Below are 13,542 nucleotides of genomic sequence, written 5' to 3' on the forward strand. Positions count from 1 at the left end.
CTCGGCCTCCTCACTTCAAACGCCGGCGATAGATCTGGTCGACGAACACGGCGGTCACCAGAACGGCGCCGACGACCATGTCCTTGTAGGCGGACTCGAAGTTCAGCAGCGTCATGCCGGACTGCAGCGACTGCATGAGCAGCGCGCCCAGCATGGCGCCGTAGATCGTACCGACGCCCCCGGCGAGCGACGTGCCGCCGATGACCACCGCGGCGATGACATAGAGCTCGTTGAGCTGGCCGAGCGAGTTGGTCGCCGCGTCGAGGCGGGCAGAAGTGATGATCGCGGAAATCGCGACCAGAACCCCCATCAGCATGAACACCTTGACCGTCAGCCAGCGCGTGTTGATGCCGGACAGTTCGGCCGCCTCGGGATTGCCGCCGGCTGCATAGACATAGCGGCCGAACGACGTGCGGCTGGCGAGGAAGGTCATGGCGAAGCCGACGGCGAGCGCGATCAGCACCGGGATCGCGTAGCCGGTGTAGAAGACCAGTCCCTCGTTGCAGCGCACGACCGCGTCGCCGGCCATGCAGATGGCGTCGCCGGTCCGGTCCTCGACCCCAGGCGGGATCGGAATGTTGTTCTCTTTCGCGTAGTTCTCGATGATCTTCGGCGCCCAGGCATAGGAGTTGACGATCGCCGTCACGCCGAGGATCGCGGCGCTGCCGCATACCGCGAGAAAGGCCTCGGCCCAGATCGGCCGCTGCGGGAAATTGACCCGACCGCGCTGCCGCCGTCCGTTGAGGAGCCCCAGCACCAGCAGCGCGCACGCTGCGGCGGCAAGCGTCCAGCTCCAGAACGGACCGATCGACGCCAGCGGTCCGTTGCCGCCGATCAGCTTGAACGTCTTGTCCATCGGCGCGACGGTTTCGCCGCGGATGAGAGCCCAGGCGACGCCGCTATACGCGATCAGCCCGCCGAGGGTGACGATGAAGGCGGGGATGCCCGCATAGGCGGTCAGCACGCCGTTGAACGCGCCGATCAGGGCGCCGAGCACGAGCGCGAAGAGAACCGCGATGATCCAGATGGCGGGATGGCCGACGCCGAGCCAGGGGCCGAGTTCGAACACCTGGAGGACGCCCGTGGCGACCGCGATGGTCGACAGCATCGATCCGACGGACAGGTCGAGCTGGCGCATCACGATAAGAAGCACCATGCCGGTCGACATGACCGCGATGGATGAGGTCTGGACCGAGAGCGTCCAGAGGTTGCGGGGGGTCAGGAAAGACCCGCCGAAAAGCCCTTCATTGGGGCGCAGCATGCCGCTGTAGACATCGAAGCCGACCCAGATGACGAGCAGCGCCGCCACCATGCCCAGCGTTCGTGTGTCGAGTTCGGTGGCCCGGAAGAACCGCGCGACAGGGCCTTCCTCGACCAGCGCCGGAGCGTCGTCGGAACTCGAGACTGAACTCATCGCGTCGCCTCCCCGCGGCCCTCGACGTCATGTTCGTTGGAAGGGCCGCACCACCCGCGCGGGGTGATGCGGCCATTCTGTTTTAGATCAGGCCGTATGGCAACGCGTCAGTTGCAGGCGGCGACCGAACCCGCGGCGACGCCGGCGCAGGCCTCCTCCTTGGAGATCCAGCCGGCGCCGATCACGTCGCCGAGGTTGTCCTTGGTGATCGGGTTCGGGGGAATGAGGATCGAGTTCATCTCGACGCCCTTGGCGCCGCCCGAGAACTTGGCCACGCCCGGAAGCGCATCCATCGCGGTGCCGTCTGCGAGAGCGACGGCAGCCTCGCCGGCCATCTTGCCAAGCACGCGCGAGTCCTTCCACACCGACACCAGCTGCGTCCCGAGCGCGACGCGGTTCAGCGCGGCCTTGTCGCCGTCCTGGCCTGTCACCGGAACCGAGCCGGCAAGGCCCTGCGCGTCGAGCGCCGCAACCACGCCGCCGGCCATGCCGTCATTCTCCGAGATGACCGCGTCGATGGCGTTGTCGTTGGCGGTCAGGCACTGCTCCATGTTCTTCTGGGCAGCGTCGGGCTTCCAGCCGTCGGTGAAGGTCTCGCAGACGTTCTTGATCTTGCCGCCATCGATGTTGTCCTTCAGGACTTCCATGATGCCCTGGAAGAGGAACGTGGCGTTCGGATCGCCCTTGTCGCCCTTGATGAAGGCGAAGTTGCCTTCCTGCTTGCCCTTCTCCAGCATCGTCTTGGCCATCAGACGACCGACGCCGATGTTGTCGAAGGTGATGTAGAGCGCGTTCGGATCCTCGAACTGCACGTCGTAGGCGATAGCCTTCATACCGGCGTTGTTGATCTTCTCGATCGACGGCAGGATGGCGTCGGAATCGAAGGCGACGACGAGAATGACATCGACGTTCTGCGCGATCAGGCCTTCGATGTCGGCCGCCTGCTTCTGCGCGGATCCCTGCGCGTCCGTTGAAATGTACTTGTCGCCGGCCGCTTCGACGACCGCCTTGATCGCGGCTTCGTCGGTCTTCCAGCGCTCTTCCTGGAAGGTCTTCCAGGAAACGGCGATCGTCTTGTCCTTCGCCGTGGCAGCTGCCGTCAAACCAAACGACAGCGCAACGCCCGCCAGAACGGCGGTTGCAAACTTCCTCATGATTGTCCTCCCTGCGCCTGCAGGCGCCACAAACCCAGATCCAGGTGTGCGAGACTTTTTTCGAGCCTCGAAAAAATAGTGACGCAAGGTCCGATCCCTGTCAATATGTTTCCGGCCCGCTTGATCGCCGGCCGCGAAACAAAGATGAAGGTGCCGGCCGCTCCTGACATCATTGTCAGCCCCAGATGGCGGAACGCAGCACTAGTCGAGCCGGCCGCAGCCGGTGAAGGAGGAAACGCGGAACGATGTCGGCAGGAATCCGCCATGACGATCTGCGGCGGCGCAATCGCGCGATGGTCATTTCGGCGGTTCGCCGGGCCGGCCAGCCGTCACGGACCGAAATCGCCTCGGCAACCGGGCTCAGCCACTCGACGATCTCCGCGATCTCCGCCGATCTCATCGGCGAAGGCATCCTGACCGAAACGAAGGGGGCGGGACAGGCCGCCGCAAGGCGCGGCCGGCCGCAGGTGGCGCTCGAGCTCAATCCGGCGGCCGCGACCGTCATCGTCGCGGTGCTGACACTCAACGAGCTTTCGGCGGCGGCTATCGACTACTCCGGCGCGCTGGTCTCGGAAGACCGCCGCCAACTGACGACGGCGACCATCACGCGCGACGAACTCACGTCCGAACTGACGGCCATGATACGCCGGCTGATGAGCGGGCGGCCGTCCGCACAACCGCGCCCGCTGCGCGTCGTGCTCGCCATCCAGGGCATCACAGACGCCGCGGCGCGCGTCATGCTGTGGTCTCCGATAACGCCGCACAGGGACGTTCCGTTCGCCGACATTCTCGAGCGCGAATTCTCTATCCCGGCAACGATCCAGAACGACTGCAACATGATGGCGATCGCACTCCGCTGGCGCGATCCGAGCCGCTACCTGGAGAACTTCCTGGCCATCCTGCTGTCGCACGGCATCGGCATGGGACTGGTCCTGAAAGGGCAACTCTTCTCCGGCACGCAATCGTCCGGCTGCGAGTTCGGCCACATGATCCACCAGCCGAACGGCGCGCTCTGCCGATGCGGCCGGCACGGCTGTGTCGAGGCCTATGCCGGCGACTATGCGATCTGGCGCAATGCGGTCGGGATGAATGAAGCATCGCTTCCGGAAGACGGCGTCAGCGCCGCCGACATGCAGGCGGTCGCAGTGCGCGCGCGCGCCGGCGACGGTCCCGAGCGCGAGGCCTACCGCAAGGCCGGCACGGCGATCGGCTATGGCATCGGCAGCCTGTTTGCATTGATCGATCCGGCGCCGGTGGCCTTCGTCGGCGCCGGGGCGGCTACCTTCGACCTGCTGGAGCCTTCGATCCGCAAGGCGATCGCCGAGACCGCCGGCGGACAGCACCCCGACCCCATTCCATTCGACATCATCCCCGACGAGTTGCCGCTCATGAGGGAAGGCTGCGCCATGCAGGCGCTCGCCTTCGTCGATTTGGAGGTATTCGCGGCAGGACCGGCGCCAGCCGAAGGCGGCGGCAAGGCGGTGGCCTGACCGGCGTGCGAGCGCCGTCGGCGTCAGGCAGGGTCGAAAGGAACCGGCGCCTCGCCACGCCTGAGGACATAGAAGCGCCCGGCTTCGACGGGCTGCCATTCGCCGGCGGTTCCGTCCGGCCAAAGGACACGCACCTCGGCCGAGGTGATGACGCCAAGGCCGAAATGCCACCAGCCGGCCTGCCCGCCGGCATGTCCGCCGCCCACCGTCACCTCGCGCCGCATGACCGGCATGCCCTCGCAACGCAACTCGATCCACGCGCCGACGCCGTCGCGGTTCGGCGCATCCTGCTCGAGCTTCACCCCGATCCAGCCGCCCGCGCCCGCCGTCGTGTTGCGCCAGATCTGCGCCGGTGAATTGCGATTGACGACGACAAGGTCGACAAGACCGTCCAGGTTGAAGTCGGCGAGCGCCGCGCCCCGGCTCTGCTCGACGCTGGCGACTCCGGCCTTGTCGCCGACCTCCACGAACTTGCCGCCGACTGTCTGCAGCAGCAGGTTGTTCGGGTCCTTCATCGCGAAGTCCGGCATGTCCCAGACATTGCCCTTGGCGATGAACAGGTCGACGAGCCCGTCATTGTTCACGTCTTCGAACTGCGTATGCCAGGCAGTGCTCGGCTTCAGATCGTCGCCGAAATACGGCCGGTGCGCTGTGACGTTGCTGGGATAGGCGACATCGGCATAGGCCGGCTTGGGCGACGATCCGTCCTTGGGAACTACGGCAAGCGTCTGCAGCTTGTTGTCCGCCATGCTGGTCAGGAAATATTCCGGATATCCGTCGAAATCGAGGTCGTAGCTGGCGATCCCCATTCCCCAGATGCGCAGATATTTCCAGCCCTCGTCCGCGGTATAGAGCGCCGGCAGCTTGCCCGGCTCGACCTTCCACATCTGCTCCTGGCCGCCCTCGTAATATTCGCGGTCGTTGGAGACGCGCAGCGATGGCGTGCCCGAACGGTTCCAGTCCGTGAACAGGATCGACAGAGGACAGAAGCTCGGCTTCAGAGCGATGGGCGCGTCAAAGCCCCGCGCCCCGGCGGCGGGACGAAGCAGCCAGTTGTCGGTGCACGAACCCCAGGGGGAGATTTCCTCGCGCCGGTCGATGTAGCTGCCGACCGCGATGGTCGGCCAACCGGCCCCCTTCTCCCAGGTCGCGGAGAGCGACGTCCACCACGCATCGCCGCCGGCAAAACTCCAGGCTTCGTTGGCGCGCTCGAACTTGCAGCCGCCAAGACCGCGCATCACGACATTCTCGCCAACCCTCAGCAGGACGATGTCGGTGATGCCGTCGCCATCGACATCGAGCGGGTAGGCGCCGCTGACCTTGTCCAGTTCGAGGCCGCTTGGTTCTACCGTGAACGCAAGCACGCCGCCGCGCTTGCTCGCATTGCGATAGAAACGGGCGGGCTGCTCGCCGCCGGCAAGCAACAGGTCCGGATAGCCGTCACTGTTGCAATCGAAGGACGCCGCCCCGCCGCCCACCATATATTCCCACTCGCCCTTGTAGACATTGTCGATTCCGGCGCTGGCCGTCTCCTCGACGAAGCTCGGGACGACGGGAGCGGGGGCGCCGGGCAACGGCTCCTCGGCACGCGCGGCCGACATCCCTGCCCACGCCAGCACGACGGCAAACCCGCACAATCCGAGGCGCATCGTCATCTCCTCGTCCTCAGCTTGTTGGTATAGCCGCCAATGCAGCGGCCCTGCTCGAGGCCGTCCACGATGGCGGAGCGGAAGTGGATGCCGCCGTACATCCTCGAGATGCCGGCCTCGTCGGCGGCCGCGCGGAAACTCTTGAAGCTGCGCGGGTTGCGTCCGTCGGGCGAGCCGGTCTTGTCCTCGAATGCGTAGTTGTCGCCGAAAAACGCGGTCAGCACGGCGTCCATGGCGCCGGAGACGGTGCTGTGGCCGCTCGGATACTCTGGAAAGGGCGGCGTGTTCAGGATCGGCTCCCACTTGGGGTCGACGACCTTCTTGATGTAGGTGACCGGGCGTATGAGGTTGAAGGCATATTTGTCATGCCAGCAGCCGACAAACGCGTCCGACATCGCGACTCCCATGCGCGCCAGCAGGTCGACAGTGTCGTCGAGCGAAAGATCGGCCTGCTCCGCGACCTGCAGCGCGATCGATATCCAGTGGCCCGGCGGGGTCATCGACAGCATCGGGTCGTCCGACCAGAAGCGGGCAATGGCGATCTGTTCAGGCGTGGCGCTCTTTGCGGTCTCGTAGACCTCGATCGCCTCCTGGTAGAACTGCGATCCGGGCTCGGTGCTGTAGGGCGGATTGCCCGGCGTGCCGCAGGTCGAGCCCGAGGGCGTCGCGAAGGTGCGGTTGTTGCCCCAGCCCGGCAACAGCGGCAGTTGCTGCTGGCGGATCGCGCTCGTCGGCACCCACTTGTCCTCGCCGGCAGGCAGGTCAAGCTGTTCAGGAAAACCCATGTTGGTGACGGTCGCGCCACCGTCATCCATCGACCATTCATGGATGCTGGCGGCCACCGCCTTGCCGAAGGTTTCGCTGCGCGCCACGACATCCTCGGGCACGCCGTCGATGACCATCGACCGCCATTTCTTCTGCGCGGCCCTGATCGCGCGCTGGCCGGTAGGACCGGTATTGCCGAAATAATAGACGATCGCGTCCGACATGGCCGCGCTGGTAACGACCGCCTCGTCATAGATCGCTCCCGGTTCGCGCTGAGGCACCGACGTGTGCCCCTGCAACTGGCCGACAAGCGACACCAGGCTGTCCGACCCGCCAACGGCGGCCTCGAAGGCGGTGACGCCGAGATAGCCGAACGAACGGCTCGCCACGGGCGGCGAATAGGTCGCGGTATGCCGGACCAACTCGTTCATCAGATAGTACCAGTCGCGCAGCATCTCCTGCGACGTCGGGCGCGCCGCCGCCTGGGCAGGCAGCACCGCGCACCAGGCCAGCATAGCCACGGCAAGCGCCGCAAGCATGCGGGCGAATGAACGCATGGACTCCTCCCTCAAGCGCCGCCTGCTATTTTTTTCGGCGCTCGGAATAATATGCACCGGACATGCTGGCGCGGCAAGGGCGCTGCGCTGCAGACCGTCGCGGGAGGAGCGGATCAGTCGTCGCGGATGGCGTAGCCGGCGCCGCGGATGGTGCGGATCACGTCCGGCATCCGGCCGTTGTTCACCGCCTTGCGCAGCCGGCCGACATGAACGTCGACGGTGCGTTCGTCGATGTAGATGGTCTCGCCCCAGACGTTGTCGAGAAGCTGGCTGCGCGAGAAGACGCGGCCCGGATGGCGCATCATGAATTCAAGCAGCCGGAATTCGGTCGGGCCGAGCTTGATCTCGTTCTTCTTGCGGTAGACCCTGTGCGCCTCGCGGTCGAGCATGATGTCGCCGACCTTGAGCACGGAGGACAGCACCTCCGGCTTCGCGCGACGCAGCAGCGCCCGAACCCGGGCCATGAACTCCGGCGTCGAGAACGGCTTGACCAGATAGTCGTCGGCGCCCGTCGAGAGGCCGCGCACCCGGTCGGATTCCTCGCCACGCGCCGTCAGCATGATGATCGGCAGGCGCTGCGTCTCCGGGCGCATCCTGAGGCGGCGGCAAAGCTCGATGCCGGAAATGCCGGGGATCATCCAGTCGAGAACCAGCAGGTCGGGCGCGTGCTCCTGCAGCCGGATCTCCGCCTCGTCGCCGCGCGTCACGATCTCGACCTGATAGCCTTCGGCCTCGAGATTGTAGCGAAGCAGAACGCCGAGTGGCTCTTCGTCCTCGACCACCATGACTTTCGGAGCGATCACCTTGGGATGCCTCCTGTCGTCGCGCTATTCGGCCAGCACCGAGAGCTGGGTCTCGTCCAGCTTCGGGCGGCTCACCGGCAACTGCTCGCCGGTCACCACATAGTAGGCGTTCTCGGCGATGTTCGTCACATGGTCGCCGATGCGCTCCAGATTCTTGGCGCAGAACAGGAGATGCGTGCAGGCCGTGATGTTGCGCGGGTCTTCCATCATGTAGGTCAGGAGTTCGCGGAACACCGCCGTGTAGCGGGCGTCGATCTTCTCGTCGTCCGTGCGCAGCGTCCTCAGCCCGTCGGCGTCGCGAGCCACATAGAGCTCGATGACGCTCTGGACCTGGCGCAGCACCAGGTCTGCCATGCCTTCGATGCCATGCGAAAGATTGCGCGGTGTGACGCCGTGGCCGACGGCGCTGACCCGCTTGGCGATGTTCTTGGCAAGATCGCCGATGCGTTCGAGGTCGCCCGCCATGCGGATGGCGCCGACGACGGCGCGCAGGTCCTGCGCCATCGGCTGGCGCTTGGCGATCAGCGCGATCGAACGATCGTCGAGTTCGCGCTGGCGTGCGTCCATAATGGCGTCATCGGAGACGACCCGCTGCGCAAGCGCATTGTCCGAGGTCACGAGCGCGCGGATCGCCGCGCCGACCATCGAGCCCGCCAGTTCGCTCATGTCGCGAATGAGCTGCTGGATGTGGTTCAGGTCGTCGTCGAAGGAAGTGACGGTATGTTCGCCCATCGTTGAGAGCCTTTCGGTTACCTGGTCAGGCGGCTCAGCCGAAGCGGCCGGTGATGTAGTCCTGCGTTCGCTTGTCGTGCGGGCTCGTGAAGATCGTGTCCGTCGGTCCTTCCTCGACCAGCACGCCGAGATGGAAGAAGGCGGTCCGCTGCGAGACGCGCGCGGCCTGCTGCATCGAATGGGTGACGATGACGATCGTGTAGTTCTGCTTCAGCTCGTCCATCAACTCCTCGACCTTGGCGGTCGCGATCGGATCGAGCGCCGAGCAGGGCTCGTCCATGAGGATGACCTCCGGCGACACCGCGATCGTGCGGGCGATGCACAGGCGCTGCTGCTGGCCGCCCGACAGCCCGGTGCCGGATTCGTGGAGCCGGTCCTTGACCTCGTTCCACAGCGCCGCCTTCTTCAGGCTTTCCTCGACGATGCCGTCGAGTTCGGTCTTGTTGCGCGTCAGTCCGTGGATGCGCGGGCCATAGGCGACGTTCTCGTAGATGGACTTCGGAAACGGATTCGGCTTCTGGAACACCATGCCGACGCGGGCGCGCAACTCGACCACATCGATCGCCTTGTCGTAGATGTCCTGCCCGTCGAGCGTGATCTTGCCGCCGATCCTGGCGACGTCGATCGTGTCGTTCATGCGGTTCAGGCAGCGCAGGAAGGTCGACTTGCCGCAGCCGGACGGACCGATCAGGGCCGTGACCTGGTTCTCGGGGATGTCGAGGCTGATGCCGAACAGCGCCTGCTTCTCGCCGTAGTGGACCGTGACGTCCCTGCCCTGCATCTTCACAGCGCGTTCGTTCGACATCGGCGACAGCCTGTTCTCGATCGCTGCTTCGGTCAGCATGTTCATATCCCTCTACTCCATTACCACCGGCGTTCAAAACGCCGGCGCAGGACGATCGCCCCGATATTCATGACTGCCAGGAACGCCAGCAGGATGATGATCGCGCCCGAGGTGCGTTCGACGAATGCACGCTCGGCCTCGTTGGCCCACATGTAGATCTGCACCGGCAGCGCGGTTGCCGGGTCGAGCGGCGTGGTCGGATAGTCGGCGACGAAGGCGACCATGCCGATCAGCAGCAGCGGCGCGGTTTCGCCGAGCGCCTGCGCCAGCCCGATGATGGTGCCGGTAAGGATGCCCGGCGCCGCCAGAGGCAGGACGTGGTGGAACACCATCTGCATCTTCGAGGCGCCGAGGCCGAGCGCCGCCGAGCGGATCGACGGCGGCACCGCGCGCAGCGATGCGCGGGTCGCGATGATGATGGTCGGAAGCGTCATCAGCGTCAGCACGAGACCGCCGACGATCGAGGCCGACCGCGGAAAGTCGAGGAAGTTGATGAACACCGCCAGGCCGAGCAGGCCGAACACGATGGAGGGCACGGCCGCGAGGTTGTTGATATTCACCTCGACCAGGTCGGTGAAGCGATTCTTCGGCGCGAATTCCTCGAGGTAGATCGAGGCGGCGACGCCGATCGGCAACGCCAGGACAAGCACGATCACCATCATGTAGATGGAGCCGATGATGGCGACGCCCATGCCCGCCGTCTCGGGCCGGCTCGACGCGCCGAACAGGAACAGGCCGGAATTCCAGCGCTGGGCGATCGTGCCCTCGCCGGCAAGCTTGTTCATCCATTCGACCTGCTGGTCCGAAACCTTGCGGCGGGCCTCGTCGACGCTGAGGTCGACCTGTCCCTTGAACGCCGAATCCACGTCCGCGGTGGCCAGCACCCAGACGTTGCGCGTTGTCCCGATGATCGACGGATCCGCCACCACCATGTCGCGCAGTTGAGTGCGCGAGCCGGCCGATATCATCCCGCCCGCCTGCTTCACCAGCGCGCGGTTTCCGGGATCGATGCCGAGCTTCGCGACCAGCGCGTTCTGGGCGAGACGGGGATAGTTGGCCGTCAGCAGGACGTTGGGGTCGCTGGCCCGCTCGTTGTCGGGGTCGATGACGGCGGCGTCGAACGTGATCGGCAGATCGATCGACGTCTGCCAGAACGCCGTGTAGCCCTTGGTGAATACCGACACCATCAGCGCAAGCAGGAAGAAAATGCCGATGCCGATCGCGATGATCCCGTAGAGACGGAAGCGCTGCTCGGCGGCATAGCGCCGCTTGATGCCGATGTCGCGCCGGGCTTTCGCGGGCGCGGCCCCGGTGAAGATCGCGGCGTCGCTCATTCGTACTGCTCCCTGTACTTGCGCACGATGTAGAGGGCAAAGACGTTCATCCCGAGCGTCAGCACGAACAGCGTCATGCCGAGCGCGAAGGCGACGAGCGTCTGCGGCGACGTGAATTCGAGATCGCCGGTAAGCTGGTTGACGATCTTGACCGTGATCGTCGTCATCGCATCGAACGGATTGATCGTCAGCTTCGCCGCAACGCCGGCGGCCAGCACGACGATCATGGTCTCGCCGATGGCGCGCGAGGCCGTCAGCAGCAGCGCGCCGACGATGCCCGGCAGCGCCGCCGGCAGGATGACCCGCTTGATCGTTTCCGACTTGGTTGCGCCGAGGCCGAGCGACCCGTCGCGCATGGAGCGCGGAACCTGGGTGATGATGTCGTCGGATAGCGAGGAAACGAACGGAATGAGCATGATGCCCATGACGATGCCGGCCGTGAGAACGCTCTGCGCCTGAATGAATGTGAACCCTGCGATCGCCGTGGAAATGTCGCGCAGGAACGGACCGACCGTGACCAGCGCGAAAAAGCCGTAGACGATGGTGGGGATGCCGGCGAGGACTTCCAGCAGTGGCTTGACCGTCGATCGTACACGCGGCGTTGCGTATTCCGCCATGTAGACTGCCGCCATCAAGCCGACCGGCACCGCGAACAGCATCGCGACGAATGCGATGTAGAGCGTCCCGGCAAGCAGCGGGATCAGGCCGAACTGGCCCTCGGTTCCGACAGCGTCGGCGGCCGCGAAGCGCGGATCCCAGACCGTACCGAAGAAGAACTCACGGAGAGGCACGGACCGGAAGAAGTGGATCGTCTCGAACAGCATGGAGAAGACGATGCCGACCGTCGTCAGGATCGCGATCATCGAGGCGCCCATGAGCATCCAAAGGACGATCCGTTCGACATTGTTGCGCGCGCGAGAGCGGATGCGGATGCCGCCATAGGCATACGCCGCGCCGGCCAGGGCCAGCGCCAGCGCGCCGATCGCGCCGATCCAACCGACCGTCGCTTTCATCGCGTTCATCTGCTGCGCGAGGGGTATCATGTAGTCCTGCGTCTCCGAGGCCAGGGCAACGCCCCGGTCGGCCAGGATGGGCCGCAGTTCCTCGAAGGTGTTCGGAAGTTCCCGCTCGCCGCCGGCCTGCTCGAGCCTTTTCAGCCCGGCGGCAAGGTCCTTGACCATGCCGAAGGCAAGCCCGCGGCTGGCGATCGCGCTGCCCTCGGTCTGCGCCGGAAGATTGGAGCGGGTGGTGCTTTCGATCCACGCCTGACCGGCAAGCGACCAGACGAAGAGAAAGAGCAGGGCCGGAAGCACGGACAGGAGAAAGGTCCACCAGCCGTGATAGTGGCTGCGCGAATGCGGCTTCTCGGTAGAATGCGCCTGCTGCCGATTGGCCCGGGTGCGTCCAAGCACGAACCCGACGACGCCAATGGCAAGAATGAGAATAAGTACGAAGAGTATCGACATTTTTTTCGCCGGCCCCGCTCGGTCGCCGTCAGCGGCGACCCCGGTTGTCCTTGGAAGTCGCGGGCGGCAGGAGGTGCCGCCCGCGTCGTTCTCGCCGGTCGGCGACTACATCGTCTTGCCGCCCTCGAAGGCCTCGCGCTGGGCATCGCGCTCTGCATCCGGCGCAGGAACGAGACCATACTCGGCAAGCGGGCCTTCCGGACCGACCATCTGGTCGTCGAGGAAGAACTCGACATACTCCTTGAGGCCGGGGATCACGCCGATGTGAGCCTTCTTGACGTAGAAGAAGAGCGGACGGGACACCGGGTACTCGCCCTTCGAGATCGTCTCGACGGACGGCGTGATGCCGCCGACGGTCGCGACCTTCAGCTTGTCGGCGTTGTTTTCGTAGAAGGAGAGGCCGAACACGCCCACGCCCGTCTTGTTCGAGTCGATGCGCGCCAGCGTCTCGGTGTAGTCGCCGTCGATGTCGACCGCGCCGCCGTCCTTGCGCACCGCCTTGCAGGCAGAGGCGGCAGCCTTTTCGTCCATGCCGGCAGCCTTGGCGGCGTCAGGCCCGCCGAGTTCCTCGCAACCGGCGATCAGCAGCTTCTCTTCGAAGACCTCGCGGGTGCCGTGCTTTTCGCCGGGGATGTAAGCGACGATGTTCCAATCGGGCAGCGCCGAATTGACTTCGTTCCACTTCTTGTAGGGATTGTCGACGAGCTTGCCGTCGACGACCACCTTGGCCGCGAGCGCCTTGTAGACGTCGGCCGGGGTCAGCGCCCAGTCCGGGCCGGCGATGTCGGTGGCGAACACGATGCCGTCATAGCCGAACCGCACTTCCTGGATTTCCTTCACGCCGGCTTCGGCGCAAGCCGCGACTTCCTTCTCGCGGATGGGACGCGAGGAATTGGCGATGTCGATGGTGCCTTCGCCGACGCCCTTGCAGAACTCCTTCAGGCCGGCCGAGGAGCCGCCCGATTCGACGACAGGCGTCTTGAAGTTCGGGAACGTCTCGCCGAAGGTCTCGGCGACGATCTTGGCATAGGGCAGCACGGTCGACGAACCTGCCACCTGCACCTGGTCTCGCGCGGCGGCATAGCCCGCCGACGCCACGAGCGCGACGGCCGCAGCGGTCGCGGTAAGGGTTGATCTTTTCATCTAGCCTGCTCCTGTTCGGAAACCTGTTCGAGGGGCGCGATCCGTCAGCGCCCGGTGAGCAATTAGCTTCCGACTATTACAGTTGCATGACAGTTTGATGTCGGTCCCGTAACGCCGCCGCCGGCTAAGCTTTTGCGCGGGACGGTTCCGTGTTTGAGCGGCTTGGGCCATAGGCCAATGGAAACAGCCGT

Annotated in this window: 11 protein-coding genes; 1 reads left to right on the plus strand and 10 read right to left on the minus strand. The window is 65.2% G+C overall.

The genetic code is table 11. The features are described from left to right. Window positions 1-10 precede the first annotated feature (10 nt). Window positions 11-1,414, minus strand: coding sequence for a sugar ABC transporter permease (locus ABUE31_RS07240; RefSeq protein ID WP_367722857.1), 1,404 nt, complete (start codon window positions 1,412-1,414; stop codon window positions 11-13). 107 nt (window positions 1,415-1,521) lie between these two features. Then, window positions 1,522-2,568 carry a substrate-binding domain-containing protein gene (locus ABUE31_RS07245; RefSeq protein ID WP_367722858.1) on the minus strand — a complete coding sequence of 349 codons (1,047 nt, stop codon included), beginning with the start codon at window positions 2,566-2,568 and terminating at the stop codon, window positions 1,522-1,524. Window positions 2,569-2,813: 245 nt separating this feature from the next. Between ABUE31_RS07245 and ABUE31_RS07250 the strand changes: the two genes are divergently transcribed. After that, window positions 2,814-4,058 (plus strand): ROK family protein, encoded by a 1,245-nt coding sequence (locus ABUE31_RS07250; protein ID WP_367722859.1) that lies wholly within the window; start codon window positions 2,814-2,816, stop codon window positions 4,056-4,058. 23 nt (window positions 4,059-4,081) lie between these two features. On the opposite strand, the gene ABUE31_RS07255 is transcribed toward ABUE31_RS07250, so the two are convergent. From ABUE31_RS07255 to ABUE31_RS07290, 8 genes are all read right to left on the minus strand, one after another. Then, a complete protein-coding gene (locus tag ABUE31_RS07255; protein WP_367722860.1) occupies window positions 4,082-5,707 on the minus strand; it encodes a CRTAC1 family protein in 1,626 nt (541 codons plus the stop codon). 2 nt (window positions 5,708-5,709) lie between these two features. After that, complete coding sequence (locus tag ABUE31_RS07260) at window positions 5,710-7,029, minus strand: vanadium-dependent haloperoxidase (protein ID WP_367722861.1); 1,320 nt, start codon at window positions 7,027-7,029, stop codon at window positions 5,710-5,712. Between the two features lie 113 nt (window positions 7,030-7,142). Then, window positions 7,143-7,829: a phosphate regulon transcriptional regulator PhoB gene (gene phoB / locus ABUE31_RS07265; RefSeq protein WP_367723579.1), complete on the minus strand. Its 687-nt coding sequence runs from the start codon at window positions 7,827-7,829 to the stop codon at window positions 7,143-7,145. Window positions 7,830-7,856: 27 nt separating this feature from the next. Continuing rightward, on the minus strand, window positions 7,857-8,564 hold the full coding sequence (gene phoU, locus ABUE31_RS07270; protein WP_367722862.1) for a phosphate signaling complex protein PhoU: 708 nt from the start codon (window positions 8,562-8,564) through the stop codon (window positions 7,857-7,859). A gap of 34 nt (window positions 8,565-8,598) precedes the next feature. Further along, entirely contained in the window at window positions 8,599-9,414 is an 816-nt protein-coding gene (gene pstB / locus ABUE31_RS07275; protein ID WP_367722863.1) for a phosphate ABC transporter ATP-binding protein PstB, read from the minus strand. Between the two features lie 14 nt (window positions 9,415-9,428). After that, a complete protein-coding gene (pstA, locus tag ABUE31_RS07280) occupies window positions 9,429-10,742 on the minus strand; it encodes a phosphate ABC transporter permease PstA (RefSeq protein WP_367722864.1) in 1,314 nt (437 codons plus the stop codon). Beyond that, entirely contained in the window at window positions 10,739-12,208 is a 1,470-nt protein-coding gene (gene pstC / locus ABUE31_RS07285) for a phosphate ABC transporter permease subunit PstC (RefSeq protein WP_367722865.1), read from the minus strand. Before pstC ends, pstA begins: the two co-directional genes overlap by 4 nt. 105 nt (window positions 12,209-12,313) lie before the next feature. Next, entirely contained in the window at window positions 12,314-13,351 is a 1,038-nt protein-coding gene (locus tag ABUE31_RS07290; protein WP_367722866.1) for a PstS family phosphate ABC transporter substrate-binding protein, read from the minus strand. Window positions 13,352-13,542 lie beyond the last annotated feature (191 nt).

The organism is Mesorhizobium marinum (genome assembly GCF_040813675.1).
GTDB lineage: Bacteria > Pseudomonadota > Alphaproteobacteria > Rhizobiales > Rhizobiaceae > Mesorhizobium_K > Mesorhizobium_K marinum.